The organism is Bacillus alkalicellulosilyticus (genome assembly GCF_002019795.1).
GTDB classification, from domain to species: Bacteria; Bacillota; Bacilli; order Bacillales; family Bacillaceae_F; genus Bacillus_AO; species Bacillus_AO alkalicellulosilyticum.
This window is the reverse complement of sequence record NZ_KV917381.1, coordinates 54,580-72,017: the sequence shown is the minus strand read 5'-3', so window position 1 is coordinate 72,017 and position 17,438 is coordinate 54,580. Positions and strand designations below refer to the sequence as shown.

Annotated in this window: 24 protein-coding genes and 1 pseudogene; 1 reads left to right on the top strand and 24 read right to left on the bottom strand. The window is 39.2% G+C overall.

What is annotated here, in order from left to right:
• Positions 1-304: 304 nt before the first annotated feature.
• The 3 genes and pseudogenes from BK585_RS00435 to bglS (BK585_RS24335) all read right to left on the bottom strand — a co-directional run.
• Positions 305-1,372, bottom strand: a complete 1,068-nt coding sequence (locus tag BK585_RS00435; protein WP_078551203.1) for a LacI family DNA-binding transcriptional regulator — start codon at positions 1,370-1,372, stop codon at positions 305-307.
• 163 nt (positions 1,373-1,535) lie between these two features.
• Entirely contained in the window at positions 1,536-2,480 is a 945-nt protein-coding gene (gene bglS / locus BK585_RS24770; RefSeq protein WP_078556542.1) for a beta-glucanase, read from the bottom strand.
• A gap of 111 nt (positions 2,481-2,591) precedes the next feature.
• A pseudogene (gene bglS / locus BK585_RS24335) lies at positions 2,592-3,299 on the bottom strand (beta-glucanase); the annotation flags it as partial.
• Positions 3,300-3,771: 472 nt separating this feature from the next.
• On the opposite strand from bglS (BK585_RS24335), the gene BK585_RS00420 reads away from it, so the two are divergent.
• Positions 3,772-4,533 (top strand): N-acetylmuramoyl-L-alanine amidase, encoded by a 762-nt coding sequence (locus tag BK585_RS00420; RefSeq protein WP_078551202.1) that lies wholly within the window; start codon positions 3,772-3,774, stop codon positions 4,531-4,533.
• 510 nt (positions 4,534-5,043) lie between these two features.
• On the opposite strand, the gene rpsI is transcribed toward BK585_RS00420, so the two are convergent.
• The 21 genes from rpsI to rplF all read right to left on the bottom strand — a co-directional run bounded on the left by rpsI (position 5,044) and on the right by rplF (position 17,422).
• Positions 5,044-5,439, bottom strand: a complete 396-nt coding sequence (gene rpsI / locus BK585_RS00415; protein WP_078551201.1) for a 30S ribosomal protein S9 — start codon at positions 5,437-5,439, stop codon at positions 5,044-5,046.
• Positions 5,440-5,457: 18 nt separating this feature from the next.
• Entirely contained in the window at positions 5,458-5,895 is a 438-nt protein-coding gene (gene rplM, locus BK585_RS00410) for a 50S ribosomal protein L13 (protein ID WP_078551200.1), read from the bottom strand.
• A 194-nt stretch (positions 5,896-6,089) separates the two neighbouring features.
• Positions 6,090-6,872, bottom strand: a complete 783-nt coding sequence (truA, locus tag BK585_RS00405) for a tRNA pseudouridine(38-40) synthase TruA (protein ID WP_078551199.1) — start codon at positions 6,870-6,872, stop codon at positions 6,090-6,092.
• A 12-nt stretch (positions 6,873-6,884) separates the two neighbouring features.
• Positions 6,885-7,682 (bottom strand): energy-coupling factor transporter transmembrane component T family protein, encoded by a 798-nt coding sequence (locus BK585_RS00400; RefSeq protein ID WP_078551198.1) that lies wholly within the window; start codon positions 7,680-7,682, stop codon positions 6,885-6,887.
• A 4-nt stretch (positions 7,683-7,686) separates the two neighbouring features.
• On the bottom strand, positions 7,687-8,550 hold the full coding sequence (locus BK585_RS00395; RefSeq protein ID WP_078551197.1) for an energy-coupling factor ABC transporter ATP-binding protein: 864 nt from the start codon (positions 8,548-8,550) through the stop codon (positions 7,687-7,689).
• Positions 8,526-9,365, bottom strand: a complete 840-nt coding sequence (locus BK585_RS00390; protein WP_078551196.1) for an energy-coupling factor transporter ATPase — start codon at positions 9,363-9,365, stop codon at positions 8,526-8,528. The genes BK585_RS00395 and BK585_RS00390 overlap by 25 nt, the downstream gene beginning before the upstream one ends.
• 105 nt (positions 9,366-9,470) lie before the next feature.
• Complete coding sequence (gene rplQ, locus BK585_RS00385) at positions 9,471-9,833, bottom strand: 50S ribosomal protein L17 (RefSeq protein ID WP_078551195.1); 363 nt, start codon at positions 9,831-9,833, stop codon at positions 9,471-9,473.
• A gap of 49 nt (positions 9,834-9,882) precedes the next feature.
• Positions 9,883-10,827: a DNA-directed RNA polymerase subunit alpha gene (locus BK585_RS00380; protein ID WP_078551194.1), complete on the bottom strand. Its 945-nt coding sequence runs from the start codon at positions 10,825-10,827 to the stop codon at positions 9,883-9,885.
• Between the two features lie 193 nt (positions 10,828-11,020).
• Positions 11,021-11,413, bottom strand: a complete 393-nt coding sequence (gene rpsK, locus BK585_RS00375) for a 30S ribosomal protein S11 (RefSeq protein WP_078551193.1) — start codon at positions 11,411-11,413, stop codon at positions 11,021-11,023.
• 13 nt (positions 11,414-11,426) lie between these two features.
• On the bottom strand, positions 11,427-11,792 hold the full coding sequence (gene rpsM / locus BK585_RS00370; protein ID WP_078551192.1) for a 30S ribosomal protein S13: 366 nt from the start codon (positions 11,790-11,792) through the stop codon (positions 11,427-11,429).
• Positions 11,793-11,810: 18 nt separating this feature from the next.
• The gene (gene rpmJ / locus BK585_RS00365) at positions 11,811-11,924 is read right to left on the bottom strand and encodes a 50S ribosomal protein L36 (protein WP_003322638.1); all 114 of its coding nucleotides are present in this window, start codon (positions 11,922-11,924) and stop codon (positions 11,811-11,813) included.
• Positions 11,925-11,998: 74 nt separating this feature from the next.
• Positions 11,999-12,217 (bottom strand): translation initiation factor IF-1, encoded by a 219-nt coding sequence (gene infA, locus BK585_RS00360; protein WP_003322635.1) that lies wholly within the window; start codon positions 12,215-12,217, stop codon positions 11,999-12,001.
• Positions 12,218-12,221: 4 nt separating this feature from the next.
• The gene (locus tag BK585_RS00355) at positions 12,222-12,530 is read right to left on the bottom strand and encodes a KOW domain-containing RNA-binding protein (protein WP_078551191.1); all 309 of its coding nucleotides are present in this window, start codon (positions 12,528-12,530) and stop codon (positions 12,222-12,224) included.
• Positions 12,531-12,548: 18 nt separating this feature from the next.
• On the bottom strand, positions 12,549-13,295 hold the full coding sequence (gene map / locus BK585_RS00350) for a type I methionyl aminopeptidase (RefSeq protein ID WP_078551190.1): 747 nt from the start codon (positions 13,293-13,295) through the stop codon (positions 12,549-12,551).
• Positions 13,292-13,945: an adenylate kinase gene (locus tag BK585_RS00345; RefSeq protein WP_078551189.1), complete on the bottom strand. Its 654-nt coding sequence runs from the start codon at positions 13,943-13,945 to the stop codon at positions 13,292-13,294. Before BK585_RS00345 ends, map begins: the two co-directional genes overlap by 4 nt.
• A gap of 59 nt (positions 13,946-14,004) precedes the next feature.
• On the bottom strand, positions 14,005-15,294 hold the full coding sequence (gene secY / locus BK585_RS00340; RefSeq protein WP_078551188.1) for a preprotein translocase subunit SecY: 1,290 nt from the start codon (positions 15,292-15,294) through the stop codon (positions 14,005-14,007).
• Positions 15,294-15,734: a 50S ribosomal protein L15 gene (gene rplO, locus BK585_RS00335; protein WP_078551187.1), complete on the bottom strand. Its 441-nt coding sequence runs from the start codon at positions 15,732-15,734 to the stop codon at positions 15,294-15,296. Before rplO ends, secY begins: the two co-directional genes overlap by 1 nt.
• Before the next feature lie 32 nt (positions 15,735-15,766).
• Positions 15,767-15,955, bottom strand: coding sequence for a 50S ribosomal protein L30 (gene rpmD / locus BK585_RS00330; protein WP_078551186.1), 189 nt, complete (start codon positions 15,953-15,955; stop codon positions 15,767-15,769).
• A 13-nt stretch (positions 15,956-15,968) separates the two neighbouring features.
• Positions 15,969-16,469, bottom strand: a complete 501-nt coding sequence (rpsE, locus tag BK585_RS00325) for a 30S ribosomal protein S5 (protein ID WP_078551185.1) — start codon at positions 16,467-16,469, stop codon at positions 15,969-15,971.
• Positions 16,470-16,490: 21 nt separating this feature from the next.
• On the bottom strand, positions 16,491-16,853 hold the full coding sequence (gene rplR / locus BK585_RS00320) for a 50S ribosomal protein L18 (RefSeq protein WP_078551184.1): 363 nt from the start codon (positions 16,851-16,853) through the stop codon (positions 16,491-16,493).
• Positions 16,854-16,885: 32 nt separating this feature from the next.
• Positions 16,886-17,422, bottom strand: a complete 537-nt coding sequence (gene rplF / locus BK585_RS00315) for a 50S ribosomal protein L6 (RefSeq protein WP_078551183.1) — start codon at positions 17,420-17,422, stop codon at positions 16,886-16,888.
• Positions 17,423-17,438 lie beyond the last annotated feature (16 nt).

The window sequence follows — 17,438 nt, the reverse complement described above, 5'->3', positions numbered from 1 at the left end:
CCTTTTTTTATGACAGGAATTTGCTGTTCAGATTAAGATGTGTAACTAATAGGCTAAGGCAATCTTACGTCCAATGTTTCACTAAAGAAACTATTGCTCTTACTAACAGTCTAACTGCAAGAATGAATAGGTCAGGAATGTACAAGAATATATCGGCAATCCAACCTCTATCCTTTTTACCTTTCCGGTTATCCCTTCCCAACTGCATTCACCTCTATTAGTAGACTTATCCCTAATTTTATTCCTGTACCCTTCAACGAATACCTCTTAACCAACTGAATCTACTCGCTTTAGAAATATATTACTAATCGTTGTCTACATGTTGACAGGATTGTCTTTTAATAAGAGTAGCTTCTATTTTTTCAATAATTCCACGTTGTTCATTTTGCTCGATTGATTCAATTAGTAACGTCGAAGCTCTCTTCGCCAACTCAACAAGTGGCATATTAATGGTTGTTAATGGCGGTGATAAATACTGTGAAAATATCGCATTATCAAAACCAATGACCGAAATGTCTTCTGGTATATTCAAACCTAATTCTTCAGCAGCTTTATATACACCTAAAGCCATAGTGTCATTACTAACAAAAAGAGCTGTTGGACGATTCGGTTTATCTAACATCTGTTTTGCGCCGCTATATCCACTGCGCTCGATAAAGTCACCGTAATAGATGAGTTCTTTTTCAATTTGTAATCCATTCTTTATAAGTGTATCTTTATATCCTTGGAGTCTATCCTTTGCTGAGAGCTTATTTATGTTTCCTGTAATCATTCCAATTCTTTTATGTCCTAATTCTATTAAATAAGAAATAGCTTTGCAGCTTCCTTCATAGTTATCAGCATTGACATATATCGCATTGTGATTATTATTATGTATTTCACTCGTATCGATAAGTGCAATTAAATATTTCTGTTCGATCAGCTTAAAAATAAGATTATTCTCAGTCTCCTGGGTTCCAACAAAAATAGCACCATCTATCATTTTTTGCGAAAATAACTTTTCAACTTTCTTTAAATCTTCCTTCGAATAAACGATAGAAATTAATACATAATAATCCAATTTATTAGCTTGGTCACTCACTGCATTTATAACTGGTGAGAAAAACGGATTATCGTATATGAGTGTGGCTTCTGTTGTTTTTAAATGATGTGGTACACCCTCTTCTTTTACATCCAAAACGACAATTGCTATCATGTTATTTCTTACTCCTGCTAGCTTCCGTGCCGACGCATTTGGTACGTAATTATATTCCTCTATCGCTTTCCACACTTTTTCACGAGTGGCTTGTGGAATATCTGGATAATTATTTATGACTCTCGAGATTGTACTTCTAGAAACCCCTAAAAGTTTTGCTAAATCTTCACTACGCACTGGTTTACACCTACTAATTCAATATTTACCCATATTATAACACTTCTTGGATAACTGTAGACAGTATCCATTAAATCCACAGCTTATTTTTACCTTACATAAAAAGGTTGTCGCAATGGCTATTACCCACTTGGACAACCTTTTTATTAACAATTATCTTCTATTATTCGACTATTTTTTTACGGCTTCTATAATAAAGAAATGCTCCTGTTGCAAGAATCAATAAACCAATTGCCAAATAGTTATAAAGAGATGTTGCGGTATTCGGTAACTTCTTACCACCTGTCTCATTTCCCTTTTCTTTATCGACAACTGTTTCTCCTGTTTCTCCATCCTCAACTACTGGTGTTTCTGGTGTCTCAGGTACTTCTGGTGCCTCAGGTGTTTCTGGAGTCTCAGGTGTTACTGGGATCTCTGGTTCCGGTTGTACTCCGTTATCATCTAATTCCTCTAGTGGAGTGTACCTTACCCAATCGTACTCCGTTACAACTGGAGTGTCTTCACCGTCAAATACACCTGTCCACGCATCCACTCCAATACCTGGCCATAAATTCATCATGATTTTTTGTGGGGTTTGCGGGATGTTTTCTGTGGCCGTATAGACTAACTCCCCATTGACATACCAACTAATCGAGTCAGGTCTCCACTCAAAAGCATACGTATTAAAAGATTCTGATGCGTCAAACCCTAGGTCGTGGTAGTGTTCATTGTTTCCTACGCCGTTAGTAAAATAGTTAAATTGAACTCTTGTTGTATCCTTACCAAGGAACTCAATATCAATCTCATCCCACGGATCATTATCCCAATCCCACGGACCCGTATACGTAAAGAATGAAGATACCGTTCCTGTTGATTTCGCTGGCTTCATATTGACTTCAAACAACCCGTATTGATAAAACTGATTCGTTCTTAATTCCCCAGCCTTATATTCTGGAACTGCTTCTTCATCATCTTCTTTGTCAATTTGCAACTTCATTTTTCCATCTGAAAATGTCACCTGTTCTGGATACCATGTTGCATTAAACATTGCACCATTTGTCCATACTCCTGCTGTTGACCAGCGCTCTGTATTAAAGGTATCAAAAAGTTCTTCAAATTTTGAGCCCATCGGACGTTCAGCAGGACTTTCATTATCTTCGCCTGGTTCTTCTTCATCTACTGGAGTTTCTGGCACTTCTGGTTCCGGTTGTTCCCCGTTATTATCTAATTCATCTAATGATGTATACCTTACCCACTCATATTCAGCTACAACAGGCGTATCCTCTCCATTAAATGCACCTGTCCATCCATCTACACCAATTCCTGGCCATAAGTTCATCATAATTTTTTGTGGTGTTTGCGGGATGTTTTCTGTGGCTGTATAAACTAACTCTCCATTAACATACCAACTAATTGAATCTGGTCTCCACTCAAAAGCATACGTATTAAAAGATTCTGATGCGTCAAACCCTAAGTCATGGTAGTGTTCATTGTTTCCTACGCCGTTAGTAAAATAGTTAAATTGAACTCTTGTTGTATCTTTTCCAAGGAATTCAATATCAATTTCATCCCACGGGTCATTTTCCCAATCCCATGGACCCGTATATGTAAAAAATGAAGATACGGTTCCTGTTGATTTAGCAGGCTTCATACTTACCTCAAACAATCCGTAATGATAATGTACATTCGTTCTTAATTCCCCAGATTTATAATCTGTCTCTGATTCTTCATTGTCTTCCTCGTCAATTTGCAATTTCATTTTTCCATCTGAAAATGAAACCTGTTCTGGATACCATGTCGCGTTAAACATATCTCCATTTGACCATACTCCTGCTGTTGACCAGCGTTCCGTATTAAAAGTATCAAACGTTTCATAAAACGTTGATCCCATGGGTCTGCCATCTTCTGCTTGAACCCCACCTGTATTTGCAAATCCTGTAGAAAACATGCCAATTAATAATGTAAGTAAAGAAAATAATACAAATGTCTTCCTTTTCATCGACTTTTCCCCCTTATTCGACCACTAACACGCGTTAGTAGTCCTATAAAAAAAATAAACATTCGTTTTGCTACCAACAACTAACGCGCGTTAATTGTTTTCGAAAAAAATATTTAAGATTCTTTTATTTTTTGTCCTTCACCAACTCCTAACCTATTTATTATTAGGTTTTCTGAATGGTCTTATGATGTATCCGCTTACACTCTATTATATACATTATTCGAATAATTTCAATCTTCTTTTTAAATGTTTTGTTTCTTTTTTTTTAATAGATGGAAGACAATGAAAGAAACCTAAAGTTTCGCCACCAATAACATATTAATCTAGATTATCCTCCTGATTTAATAGCCGTTTCAGCTTGTTTTATATGAGCATAAAATATCTATGAAAACAACTAAAAATAGATAGAGGAGTGAGTCAATTGACTAGAATTTTTATCGATCCAGGACATGGTGGTTCGGATTCAGGAGCAGTTGGTAATGGCCTTCAAGAGAAACATTTAACATTGGACATTTCTAGTAGAATTCGGGACATGCTCCTTAACGAGTATGAAAATGTTGAAGTATCAATGAGCAGAACCAATGATGTTTCTGTCAGTTTAAGTGAACGAGCTTCTCAAGCAAACCAATGGCAAGCTGACTATTTTATTTCCATTCATGTTAATGCAGGTGGTGGTACAGGCTTTGAATCTTATATTCATACCAGTCAAGCATCCCGCACTGTTCAACTGCAACGATTAATGCATTCTGCAATAATTAATGAAACTAATGTTAGAGATCGCGGGAGAAAAACCGCTAACTTTGCTGTGCTAAGAGAGACTTCAATGCCTGCTATTTTAACTGAAAACCTATTTATTGATAACCCGAACGATGCTGACTTACTCTCCAGTTCATCCTTTCTCAACAAAATTGCACGAGGACATGTAAATGGCATTGTCCAGGCATTTAACTTACAACAAAAACCTCAAACTATGTACAAAGTTCAGGTAGGGGCTTTTACCAATAGAGCAAATGCAGACCGACAGGCTCAACAGTTAGACAATGAAGGGTATACAACTTATATCTTTCAACAAGAAGGCCTCTGGAAAGTTCAAGTTGGAGCATTTCAAAATCGTGAAAACGCAGAAGCATTTGCGGATGAACTACGCTCTAAAAATTATGATGTCTGGGTCGTTAGTTCTTAGAATCGTTTCGTGTTGTATTTTTTGAACGAATAATATCAGCACTATCTTAGGCAAGTTGTGAGTGGTTTCTCACAACTTGCCTATATTGAATGAGTTTTTCTCAACGGGCTTTGAGATGAGTGAAGACAGTAAATATGCTTTTACTGGTTAGGTCCGAGCCTCACTCCTTGACTTGACAACTCAACAGATAAGCAATTCTCATTTACCAATCACAATCTGGTCTCCTCTCCCACACTCATACAAACGACCATCTCTCCTAAAAATAAAGCTCTTTTACCGAAACTTACAATAGAGGACATGAGTTGTTTAATGAGAACGAAAATTGTAATAATAAATAAAAATGTTTCTCCTGATTCATTAGCGAGACGATGTTTTTTAATGCGATTAGCCTTACTAATGAAAAACTATCTTCTTCACTGTGTAACCATAAACGGACCTCGTCATACTACTCTTTCCCCTACAAAAAAAGACTCCCACCCAATAGGATGCGAGCCTTGAAACGCAAGTATATTAACGTTTTGAGAACTGAGGTGCACGACGTGCCGCTTTAAGACCGTATTTTTTACGCTCTTTCATACGAGGGTCACGTGTTAGGAAACCTGCAGATTTTAATGATCCACGGAATTCAGGATCCGCTTCTAGTAATGCTCTTGAAACACCATGACGGATTGCTCCAGCCTGTCCTGTGTAGCCACCGCCTGTTACGTTTACAAGAATATCGTATTGACCTTCTGTAGCAGTTTCTACTAAAGGTTGTTTTACGATTAACTTAAGTGTTTCTTTTCCTCTGAAGTATACATCAATTTCACGGTTATTGATAACGATACGACCATCACCCGGCACTAAACGAACACGTGCTACAGAGTGCTTACGACGACCAGTACCATAATATTGTACTTGTGCCAAATTTATACCCTCCTTCGATTATCCGCGAAGCTCATAAGCTTCTGGTTTTTGTGCTTGGTGGTTATGCTCACTACCCGCGAATACGTGTAGTTTCATTCCTTGTTTACGTCCAAGAGTGTTTTTAGGTAACATCCCTTTGATTGCTAGCTCAAGCATTCTTTCTGGTTTGTTTTTCAACATTTCACCAGCAGTTGTTTGCTTAAGTCCACCAGGATGATTACTGTGACGGTAGTAAATCTTGTCAGTTAGTTTTTTACCTGTTAAAACAATCTTTGATGCATTGATAAGAATTACATGGTCTCCTGTATCTACATGTGGAGTAAACGTTGGTTTTGTTTTTCCACGTAGGATAGAGGCTACTTCACTTGCTAAACGACCTAATGTTTGGCCTTCAGCGTCAATAACGTACCACTTACGTTCAACTTCGTTTGGCTTTGCCATATATGTTGTACGCATGATTTTCCCTCCTAATATCGTATCTTTAATAATTACATTTTTTATCGGAATTCCATTGTCTATAGTAACAAGCCTAAACCCGGGGCTAGTGGGTTTATTTTCGAAATACCATCTAACATCATATCTCAATTAAAACCCAATGTCAACGTTTTTGTCACACTAGGAAGAGTTGTTTTGAGATATTTTTTATTTTGCTAGTTTTTACGACCCTTTTCTGCGTTCAGTTGCGCGGTTTCGTCTTTATATGTGACTTCCCACAAGTAAAGTCCATGACCAGGTGCCGTTTTTCCTGCTCTTTTTCTGTTCTGAGCTTCAAGGATACTCTTTATGTCTTCCGGCTCACGTTTTCCTCTGCCTACTTCTAGTAGTGTGCCAACGATAATACGAACCATATTATAAAGAAATCCATTTCCTACGATGCGAAATACAAACTCGTTACCATCTCTTTCAATGTCTAGTTCATAAATTGTTCTTACCCTGTTTGAAGTCGCTGTTTTCGTGGAACAAAAGGACGTAAAGTCATGTTTACCAAGTAAATGCTTGCTACCAGCTACCATACGTTCAAAATCCACCTGGTACGGAACATAATGCTGGTATTGCCTTGAAAACACGTCTCGTGTACGTGAGCATAACACTCGGTATCTGTATTCTTTTTTCTCAACGTCATAGCGCGCATGAAAATCTCGGTCCACTTCTGTTATTTCTCTGATTTCGATATCTAATGGCAACTGTCCTCGAAAAGCAAAAGGCCATTTTTCTTCAGAAATTGCTAATGATGTATCAAAATGAAAAACCTGACCATGTGCATGTACTCCTGCATCAGTCCGCCCAGAGGCTGTAATGATGACCTCTTCCCCTTTATGAATTCTAGTGAGGGCTTTTTCTACTTCTGACTGCACGGTTCGAAGGTTTGGTTGGGACTGAAACCCGCAAAAGTTTGTCCCATCATACGTAATAACTGCCTTCATTCTTCTCATTTACATCCCTCATTATATCCTCAATAAAAACAATCCAAACCCAAAAAGACACACAATAAAGAGAACAGACGTGTCCTTTTTTCTCCACTCTAATTCTCGTAACTTCGTACGACCCTCTCCACCCCTATAACCGCGTGACTCCATCGCTAGAGCAAGGTCTTCTGCTCGTTTAAAGGCACTTATGAATAAAGGTATTAGTAACGGAATGACTGCTTTCATCCGTTGCATGATAGAGCCACTACTAAAGTCAACACCTCTTGCCATTTGAGCCTTTAGAATTTTCTCTGTTTCTTGCAAGAGCGTAGGAATAAAGCGAAGTGATATCGACATCATCAGTGCTATTTCATGGGCAGGTACCCTAAAGCGTGTTAATGGCTGTAACAAGAACTCCAGTCCATCTGTTAAATCAAGTGGTTTAGTCGTCAACGTTAATAATGATGTTAACACAACGATGATTAAGAGTCGTAACGCTATAAAAACACCTTGTGTTATACCACTTTCATATACAGAGAAAGGACCCATTTCCAGTACAACTGCTCCCTCTTTATTTAGAATGAGGTGCATGAGCATCGTAAACACGATAATCAAAAAAATAGGTTTTAATCCTTTATAAATATATAATAATGGCACTTGTGAGATGATAATAGATAATAACGCAAAGATGATAAGAACAAAATAGGATAACCAATTGTTTGCTAAGAAGACGATAAGCACGAGTAAGAAAATAGCAATCAACTTTGAACGTGGGTCCATTTGATGGAAAATCGAATGGCCTTTTACATATTGACCGACAATGACATGTTGAAACATTGTATCACTCCTTATAACAAATGTGCTTGTCAATTTCCTCTGCAACTGCTAAAGAAGTGAATACATCCCGTTTCATCTGGACTTGGAATTGTTTCTCTACCATTTCAATCATCTGTACCGATTCCGGGACATCTAGTCCTATCTTTTGTAACTCTTTCGTAGACGCAAATATCTCTGCAGGCGTTCCTTGCATTGCGATCTCCCCTGCATCCATTACATATATATGGTCAGCAAACAGGGCAGCATCAAGCATGTTATGAGTAACTAGGACTGTTGTGAGTCCTTCTTCTTGATGAAGCTGATAAAACAAGTTCATAATGTCACGACGCCCCTTTGGATCGAGTCCTGCTGTTGGCTCATCTAGGATAAGCACACTAGGTGTCATCGCAAGTACACCTGCAATCGCAGCTCTCCTCTTTTGGCCACCACTTAATTCAAATGGTGATCTATGTAAGACGTCCGCGGGAAGTCCTACTTTATGAAGAACTTCTCTTGCTTTCTTTTTCGCTAGCTCCTCACTCATACCAAAATTCACCGGACCAAAAGCAATATCTTTTTCAACAGTTTCATCAAAAAGCTGATGCTCTGGATACTGAAAAACAAACCCCACAGATCGACGTAAGTCTTTCATGTCTTTTGATTTCTTCCCTCCTTCAATAACATGCGTACCTACTTTTATTGTGCCTGCAGTTGGCTTAAGGAGACCGTTCATGTGTTGGACTAATGTTGACTTCCCAGACCCCGTATGCCCAATAATGGCCGTGTATGACTTGGATGCAATATGAAGCGAAATATTAGTCAAAGCTTTTTTTTCAAATGGCGTCCCTTTTCCATACCAATGATCTAGGTTTTCGACTGTAATGTCCATAGTTCATTAATCACTTCCTCCGCAGTTAATGCTTGCGTTGAGATATCATACCCTAATTCTACTAACCTTTCTCTTACTTCAACTGCGAATGGAAGCTCTAAACCATACCGATATAATGTCGCACTATTTTCAAACACTTGTTTCGGTGTTCCTGTTAAAACAATCTCACCTTGATTCATTACAATAATACGGTCTGCTAATGCTGCTTCTGCTAAGTCATGCGTAATCGAGACGATAGTAATCTTCTCAGTGTGATTCACCTCTTGAATCGTTGAGATAACCTCTCTACGTCCAATAGGGTCTAACATGGATGTAGCTTCATCTAATACGATAACTTCCGGTTTAATGGCGATAATACCAGCGATCGCAACACGTTGTTTTTGTCCACCTGATAACCGGTGGGGTTCTTCTAGTAGCAAGTGGTCAATCCCTACCTTACTTGCACTTTGAACAATCCTGTCTTCCATCGTTTCTCGGTCGAAACCAAAGTTCTCTAGACCAAAAGCGATATCATCTTTAACGGTAGTTGCAACAAGTTGATTATCAGGATTCTGAAAAACTAAACCTACCGTTCGTCTAATGTCCCATAGAGATTGCGCATCTTTACTATTATAACTAGAAATCCTAACATCCCCTTGTACAGGGAGAAGGAGCGCATTAAAGAAACGAGATAACGTCGACTTCCCTGAGCCATTATGCCCAATGATGGCTACCCATTCCCCTTTAGCAATATCTAAGTTTACCCCTTTAAGGGCATACTCAGAACTTCCCTCATAGCGGTATGAAAGGTTTTTAATACTAATTTGCTTTTCCATCCGATTAGTCCTCCCACACCATTCTACTGGTTCATACAAAAAAGGGCCCCTCAGAGTCAGAGCCTAAGCTCAGATCTGTTGTGCCCTTTGTCGCAGACTCTTTTGTTATACTAGTTCAATAATCGCCATTGGTGCTCCATCTCCACGACGAGGACCCACTTTCAGGATACGAGTGTATCCTCCTTGACGGTCTTCATAACGAGGTGCAATATCACTGAATAATTTTTGAATTGCATCTTGATTCTCTTCCTCATTTGCTACTTCACGACGAACGAAAGAAGCAACTTGACGACGAGCATGAAGATCTCCACGCTTACCTAATGTAATTAATTTTTCAACGATGGAACGAAGCTCTTTCGCTTTAGCCTCAGTCGTTTCGATTCTTTCGTTAATAATTAAGTCAGTAGCTAAATCACGGAAAAGTGCTTTACGTTGTGAACTTGTACGTCCTAATTTTGCATATGCCATAATAGTTTCCCTCCTTTTGCAGTTTTACCACAAGGGTAAACAGTGATCTCTATTCTTCGTTGCGTAAGCCTAGGCCAAGCTCTCCAAGCTTCTCTTGAACTTCTTCAAGAGATTTGCGACCTAAATTACGAACCTTCATCATATCTTCTTCAGACTTATGCGTAAGCTCCTGCACGGTATTTATACCAGCACGCTTTAGGCAGTTGTAAGAACGAACAGATAAATCTAGCTCTTCAATCGTCATCTCAAGAACTTTTTCTTTCTGATCTTCTTCCTTCTCAACCATAATCTCAGCATTTTGAGCTTGGTCAGTCAATCCTACAAAGATATTTAAGTGTTCAGTTAAGATTTTTGCCCCTAAAGACACTGCCTCTTCTGGGCGAATACTTCCGTCAGTCCAAACATCAAGGGTTAGTTTATCATAGTTTGTGATTTGGCCAACACGCGTGTTTTCAACTTGATAATTTACGCGAGAGACAGGTGTGAAAATTGAATCAATTGGAATAACACCAATTGGTAGCTCTTCAGACTTATTCCCTTCTGCTGGTACATACCCGCGACCACGTTTAGCAGAAACTCTCATATGCAAACGTGCACCCTTACCTAAAGTAGCAAGGTGTAGCTCAGGATTCAGAACATCAACATCACTATCGTGTGTTAAATCTCCAGCAGTAACGACCCCTTCACTAGATATATCAATTTCCAATGTTTTTACTTCATCAGAATATATTTTTAGAGCTAACTGTTTTAGATTAAGTATAATCGTTGTTACATCTTCTACTACACCTTCAATGGTAGAGAATTCATGTAAGACACCATCAATTTGAACTGATGTCACAGCAGCCCCAGGTAAAGAGGACAAAAGAATACGACGTAAAGAGTTGCCTAGTGTTGTACCATATCCACGTTCTAGTGGTTCCACTACGAACTTCCCATACTTTGCGTCTTCGCTAATCTCAACCGTTTCAATATTTGGCTTTTCTATTTCTATCATTAAACAAACCCTCCTTCAAAACGTCGAACACCGGTAGATAAAGCTATTTGCCTAACCGGAATTCCCCATTAGGCAGTTCCGAACATATATAACCTAAACAGTCAATAACTTGTAAGAACCGTTTCACAGGGAAATCTCGTCTTAACCCATTATTGACACTTTAAGGAAATCTATTCAACCCGTTTGATTTCTTTTATACTCTACGACGTTTTGGCGGACGGCAACCATTATGTGGAACAGGAGTAACGTCTTTAATCATGTTAACTTCTAATCCAACTGCTTGTAGTGAACGGATCGCAGCTTCACGACCAGCACCAGGTCCTTTAACAGAAACCTCAACCGTCTTCATACCATGTTCCATTGCTGTTTTACCAGCTGCTTCAGCAGCCATTTGTGCAGCAAATGGAGTTGATTTACGAGAACCTTTAAAGCCTAAATTACCAGCACTAGCCCAAGAAATTGCATTTCCGTGAGTGTCTGTAATCGTAACAATCGTGTTGTTAAAAGTAGATTTGATGTGTGCTACACCAGTTTCTACGTTTTTACGTTGACGACGCTTTGTACGTGTATTCGTTCTTTTAGCCATTTACGCTACCTCCTTACTTCTTCTTATTTGCTACTGTACGACGAGGACCTTTACGTGTACGAGCATTGTTTTTAGAATTTTGTCCACGAACTGGTAAGCCACGACGGTGACGGATGCCACGGTATGAACCAATCTCGATAAGACGCTTAATGTTAAGTGAAATTTCACGACGAAGGTCACCTTCTACGCGATATGCATCAATTACTTCACGAATTTTATTAAGCTCATCTTCTGTTAGGTCTCGAACGCGTGTGTTTTCAGAAACACCAGCTTTTTCAAGAATCTCAGCAGATCTTTTACTACCCACTCCAAAAATATACGTTAATGAGACAACAACTCGTTTGTCACGAGGGATGTCGACACCTGCAATACGTGCCATTTAAGCACCTCCTTTAATTTAACCTTGTTTTTGTTTGTGCTTTGGATTTTCACAAATTACCATGACCGTACCTTTACGACGAATGACTTTACATTTTTCGCAAATTGGTTTAACTGATGGTCTGACTTTCATCCTTTTTACCTCCTTATGATGCGGAGTGCCATAAACAATTCCTAGTTGTGAAATTGTTTGGGTAATACGAGTAATTATTTATATCGATACGTAATTCGTCCACGTGTTAAGTCATATGGTGACAACTCAACAGTTACTTTATCCCCTGGAAGAATACGAATAAAATGCATGCGAATTTTTCCCGATACGTGGGCTAATACTTTGTGCCCATTCTCAAGCTCAACTCGAAACATCGCGTTTGGCAGTGGCTCTATGACGGTACCTTCTACTTCAATCACATCTTCTTTCGCCATGAATTTACTCACCTTCCTTCAGTAAATGATTTTCTTGCTCTAAAAACTTTTGTAAGGCATATCTCAATTTTCCGTTTGTTACCCGACCAGATTCTTCTATGCTACTTTTCACTTCAGTAGAGACGTAATTGATGAGCTTGAGGTGATGAATATTCTTCCGTTTCGCTCGGTCATATTTACGTTTGTCTCCATCCGCTATATAAACAAAGCGTTCCGTTTCGATTCGGATAATCACACTAAACTGTTCTTTATCTCGACCTTTAATAATCTCAACAATCTGACCAAGCTGCGGTCCCGATTCAGGATCTATCATAGTCGTCTTCACCTACAATTACAATTTCGTTAATATCTCATACCCCGTGTCTGTAATAGCAATCGTATGCTCGAAATGCGCACAATTCTTCCCATCCGTTGTAACAACTGTCCAATTATCAGCTAACGTGCGAACATAGCGACTACCCGCATTCACCATTGGCTCTATTGCTAGAACCATTCCAGGCTTTAAGCGAGGGCCTTTACCCGGGGGACCATAGTGTGGAATTTGCGGGTCTTCATGCAAATCTTGGCCAACACCGTGCCCTACATATTCTCTTACAATTGAAAAGCCAAAAGGTTCAACATAAGATTGTATCGCATGAGAAATATCTGATAACCGTTCACCTGGTTTTGCTTCTGCTAGACCTTTATACAATGATTGTTCAGTGACATCGAGCAACTTTTGGTCTTCTTCGGATATATCCCCAACAGCATAGGTCCATGCAGAATCTCCATGATAGCCTTTGTAATTGGCTCCAATGTCAATTGAGATAATATCCCCGTTTTTAAGAACTTTTTTACCTGGAATCCCGTGTACTAATTCTTCATTTACTGAAGCACAGATACTACCCGTAAATCCATTATAGCCTTTAAAAGATGGCACCGCATCATAGGAGCGAATTACCTTTTCCGCTAGTTCATCAAGTTCCCTTGTTGAAATACCAGGATTGACATGTTTCTTTAACTCCTGGTGTGTAAGAGCAACGATTCTACCAGCTTCTCGCATGATTTCTATTTCTCTTTGTGTCTTACATATAATCATGCATGTAATCCTTTCAGAAGTTGTTCAATGTCTGCATAGACCTTTACAATATCCTGCTGTCCATCAATGTTACGAAGATAGCCTCTTTCGGTATAAAAATCAATTAACGGTTGTGCTTGCTTGATGTTAACCTCTAACCGTTTTGCAACAGTTTCTGGTTTATCATCATCACGTTGAATCAGGTCACTACCATCTACGTCACATTTACCTTCTACTTTAGGAGGGTTAAATATAACATGATATGTTCTGCCTGATGTCGGAGAAACACGACGTCCAGTTAGACGTTCTAATAAAATCTCTTCAGGAACATCAATGTTTAAAACATAATCTATTTTTCGTTCTAACGAAGTTAACATCTCTTCTAAAGCTTCTGCTTGAGCAACGGTTCTTGGAAAACCATCTAACAGAAAACCTTTTGTACAATCATCTTGACTTAACCGTTCACGAACAATTCCAATGGTTACTTCGTCAGGAACTAATTCACCTGCATCCATAAACTGCTTGGCTTTCATTCCTAATTCCGTTTCATTTTTTATTGCTGCTCGAAACATATCTCCTGTTGATATGTGAGGGATGCTATATTCTGCTACAATCTTCTCAGCCTGTGTGCCTTTCCCAGCACCAGGAAGCCCCATCAATATTAGATTCATATTATCCTCCTCCAACGGCCTTCTAAACAAGGGTAAGGGGAAACATCCCCCTTCCTTCTTTACTTGATAAAGCCTTTATAGCTTCTCTTAATTAACTGACTCTCGATTTGTTTCATCGTATCTAATGCTACACCAACGACGATTAATAATCCAGTTCCGCCAATTTGAACCGCAGGAGGTAATTCCATAAACCTAGTAAAGAAAAACGGTAGAATTGACACTGCTGTCAAAAATAAAGCACCTACTAGCGTTAAACGGTAAAGGATTCTCGTTACATATTGTTGTGTTGTTTTTCCTGGACGAATCCCTGGGATGTATCCACCCTGCTTCTTTAAGTTTTCAGCCATTTGTTCTGGATTCACTTGAATAAATGTATAGAAGTATGTGAATGCAATAATTAATATCGCATAGAACACAAGTCCAATATTGTTTTCAAAGCTTATATATTGTGTAATCCAGCCTGCAACCGCACTGTCTGGGAAGAAACCAGCAATTGTTCCTGGGAATATAAAGAGCGACATTGCAAAGATTACTGGAATAACCCCAGCTGCATTTACTTTAATTGGTAAGTGAGTTGATTGACCACCAACTGGATTTCTACCAACAAGTCGCTTTGCATATTGAACCGGAACTTTTCGAAGTGCTTGCTGAACATAAATAACTCCAACAACAACTGCTAAAATAACTAAAAGTAGGATTAGGACCGTTACAATGCTTAAGAATAAATTATCTCCGGCATTTTCAATTTGTGTACCATAGATTTGATTCACTCCAGTTGGTATTGCCGAAGCAATCCCAGCGAAGATAATAATTGAAATTCCATTACCTACCCCTTTGGCAGTGATTTGTTCACCAAGCCACATGAGGAAGGCTGTTCCTGCTGTCATTACTAATGCAATGAACAGATATTTTGGAACACTTGGGTTAGGAATTAACCCTGGGAATATTGAATTAAAACCAACGGACATAGCTAGAGCTTGAAGAAATCCTAATACAATCGTTCCATAACGAGTGATTTGAGCCAACTTACGTCGACCTGACTCACCCTCTTTTGCCCATTCAGCAAATTTTGGAACGACATCCATTTGCAATAATTGCATAATGATGGATGCAGTAATGTAAGGCATAATCCCAGTAGCGAAAATGGAATAGTTTCCTAGTGCGCCACCACCAAATGTATTTAGCAATCCAAATGCATTGGCTTGATCAAGGAAGTCTAGAGCCTCTCGGTCAGAACCTGGTACAGGGATAAAGCTTCCGATACGAAAGACTACTAGCATTAATAATGTAAAAATTACTTTCGACCTTAAATCTCCAACACGCATAATATTAGATATCGTCCGAAACATTAAATCACCTCAGTATTTCCGCCGGCAGCTTCGATTGCTTCTTTAGCAGAAGCAGAGAACTTATCTGCTTTAACAGAAAGTTTTTTGTCGAGCTTACCATTGCCAAGGATTTTGATTCCATCCTTTACGTTCTTCACAACCCCAGTTTCGATTAATAACTCAGGTGTGATTTCAGTCCCTGCATCAAAACGGTTTAGTGTTTCAACATTTACAATCGTAAACTCTTTACGAGTTGGGTTTGTAAATCCACGTTTTGGCAAACGACGGAAGATAGGGTTTTGTCCCCCTTCAAATCCTAGACGAACACCACCGCCTGAACGTGAATTTTGACCTTTATGCCCACGGCCTGAAGTCTTACCATTTCCACTACCGATACCACGTCCTACACGATTGCGCTCTTTACGAGAACCTTCTGCAGGTTTCAACTCATGAAGTTTCATGTTGCCACCTCCTCATACGAGAGTTATTTGTATTACGCCTCAATTTCTTTAACTGTTACTAAATGAGACACTTTATTGATCATGCCACGAATTGCAGCATTGTCTTCTTGAATTACTGAATGATGCATTTTGCGTAAGCCCAATGTTTGAACTGTCACTCGTTGGTCACCAGGACGGCCAATCAAGCTACGAGTGAGGGTAATTTCTAACTTCTTTGCCATTTGATTTCCCTCCTTATCCTAACAGTTCTTCCACAGATTTTCCACGAAGTTTTGCTACATCTTCTGCACGCTTAAGGCTGTTAAGACCTTGGATAGTAGCACGAACCATATTAATAGGGTTATTAGATCCTAATGATTTTGATAAGATATCACCAACACCAGCTAGGTCTAACACTGCACGAACAGGTCCACCAGCAATAACTCCTGTACCTTCAGAAGCTGGCTTTAATAAAACGCGGCCTGCACCAAAGTGACCTAAAATTTGATGTGGAATTGTTGTTCCTACTACAGGAACTTCAATTAAATTCTTCTTTGCATCTTCAATCGCTTTACGAATTGCTTCAGGGACTTCTTGCGCTTTTCCTAATCCAAAACCTACATGGCCGTTTTTATCGCCTACAACAACTAGTGCTGCGAAACGGAAACGACGTCCACCTTTAACAACTTTCGCCACACGATTGACGGCAACAACTTTTTCTTCAAGTTCTAACGTATTAGGGTCAATACGACGCATTCATTTTCCCTCCTTTGTTTCTTAGAATTGTAATCCTGCTTCTCTTGCTGCATCAGCAAGCACTTGTACACGGCCGTGATAGATATATCCGCCACGGTCAAATACGATTGTTTGGTACCCTTTATCAATAGCACGCTTGGCAACTAGCTCGCCAACCTGTTTAGCTGCTTCTCTGTTTCCACCGTTTTCTAAATTAAGTTCCTTATCTAAACTAGACGCAGATGCAACTGTAACTCCAGCTACATCGTCAATTAATTGTGCGTATATATGTTTAGATGAACGGAATACGTTTAGACGAGGACGTTCAGCAGTACCTGTGATCGTACGACGAACATGAGCATGTCTTTTTTTACGTGCTAAGTTTTTATTAGCTTTCGTAATCATTGAACGTCATTCCTTTCCGTTTATCTTTTTACTTACTTACCAGTCTTACCTTCTTTACGACGAACAAACTCGCCTTCGTAACGGATACCTTTACCTTTATAAGGTTCTGGTAAACGAACTGAACGGATATTAGCCGCAATTGCACCAACACGTTCTTTATCGATTCCTTTTACAAGTACTTTTGTATTTGAAGGAACCTCGATCTCAATACCTTCTTCAGGTACGATTTCAACAGGGTGAGAATAACCAACGTTAAGAACTAGCTTTTGGCCAGACTTTGTTGCACGGTAACCTACCCCAATCAGTTCAAGACCTTTTTCATAACCTTTAGTTACACCTTCAACCATGTTAGCGATGATACTACGAGTCGTACCATGTAACGCACGGTGTGGTTTACTTTCAGAAGGTCTTTCAACAGTTAGAACATTTTCTTCTACTTTAACGATCATGTCCGGGTGAAGGTTTCTAGAAAGCTCACCTTTTGGACCTTTAACCGTGATGTTGTTTTCGTTTAATGTGATTGTTACATCACTTGAAATTTCAACTGGTTTATTACCAATACGAGACATTACATACACCTCCGTT

What these genes read in the sequence shown, in the direction of transcription:
- bglS (WP_078556542.1), bottom strand. Translation starts at nt 2,480, where the DNA reads ATGGGCTCAAAATTTGAAGAACTTTTTGATACCTTTAATACAGAGCGC.
- rplM (WP_078551200.1), bottom strand. Translation starts at nt 5,895, where the DNA reads ATGCGTACAACATATATGGCAAAGCCAAACGAAGTTGAACGTAAGTGG.
- truA (WP_078551199.1), bottom strand. Translation starts at nt 6,872, where the DNA reads ATGAGAAGAATGAAGGCAGTTATTACGTATGATGGGACAAACTTTTGC.
- BK585_RS00400 (WP_078551198.1), bottom strand. Translation starts at nt 7,682, where the DNA reads ATGTTTCAACATGTCATTGTCGGTCAATATGTAAAAGGCCATTCGATT.
- BK585_RS00395 (WP_078551197.1), bottom strand. Translation starts at nt 8,550, where the DNA reads ATGGACATTACAGTCGAAAACCTAGATCATTGGTATGGAAAAGGGACG.
- BK585_RS00390 (WP_078551196.1), bottom strand. Translation starts at nt 9,365, where the DNA reads ATGGAAAAGCAAATTAGTATTAAAAACCTTTCATACCGCTATGAGGGA.
- rplQ (WP_078551195.1), bottom strand. Translation starts at nt 9,833, where the DNA reads ATGGCATATGCAAAATTAGGACGTACAAGTTCACAACGTAAAGCACTT.
- BK585_RS00380 (WP_078551194.1), bottom strand. Translation starts at nt 10,827, where the DNA reads ATGATAGAAATAGAAAAGCCAAATATTGAAACGGTTGAGATTAGCGAA.
- rpsK (WP_078551193.1), bottom strand. Translation starts at nt 11,413, where the DNA reads ATGGCTAAAAGAACGAATACACGTACAAAGCGTCGTCAACGTAAAAAC.
- rpsM (WP_078551192.1), bottom strand. Translation starts at nt 11,792, where the DNA reads ATGGCACGTATTGCAGGTGTCGACATCCCTCGTGACAAACGAGTTGTT.
- rpmJ (WP_003322638.1), bottom strand. Translation starts at nt 11,924, where the DNA reads ATGAAAGTCAGACCATCAGTTAAACCAATTTGCGAAAAATGTAAAGTC.
- infA (WP_003322635.1), bottom strand. Translation starts at nt 12,217, where the DNA reads ATGGCGAAAGAAGATGTGATTGAAGTAGAAGGTACCGTCATAGAGCCA.
- BK585_RS00355 (WP_078551191.1), bottom strand. Translation starts at nt 12,530, where the DNA reads ATGATAGATCCTGAATCGGGACCGCAGCTTGGTCAGATTGTTGAGATT.
- map (WP_078551190.1), bottom strand. Translation starts at nt 13,295, where the DNA reads ATGATTATATGTAAGACACAAAGAGAAATAGAAATCATGCGAGAAGCT.
- BK585_RS00345 (WP_078551189.1), bottom strand. Translation starts at nt 13,945, where the DNA reads ATGAATCTAATATTGATGGGGCTTCCTGGTGCTGGGAAAGGCACACAG.
- secY (WP_078551188.1), bottom strand. Translation starts at nt 15,294, where the DNA reads ATGTTTCGGACGATATCTAATATTATGCGTGTTGGAGATTTAAGGTCG.
- rplO (WP_078551187.1), bottom strand. Translation starts at nt 15,734, where the DNA reads ATGAAACTTCATGAGTTGAAACCTGCAGAAGGTTCTCGTAAAGAGCGC.
- rpmD (WP_078551186.1), bottom strand. Translation starts at nt 15,955, where the DNA reads ATGGCAAAGAAGTTAGAAATTACCCTCACTCGTAGCTTGATTGGCCGT.
- rpsE (WP_078551185.1), bottom strand. Translation starts at nt 16,469, where the DNA reads ATGCGTCGTATTGACCCTAATACGTTAGAACTTGAAGAAAAAGTTGTT.
- rplR (WP_078551184.1), bottom strand. Translation starts at nt 16,853, where the DNA reads ATGATTACGAAAGCTAATAAAAACTTAGCACGTAAAAAAAGACATGCT.
- rplF (WP_078551183.1), bottom strand. Translation starts at nt 17,422, where the DNA reads ATGTCTCGTATTGGTAATAAACCAGTTGAAATTTCAAGTGATGTAACA.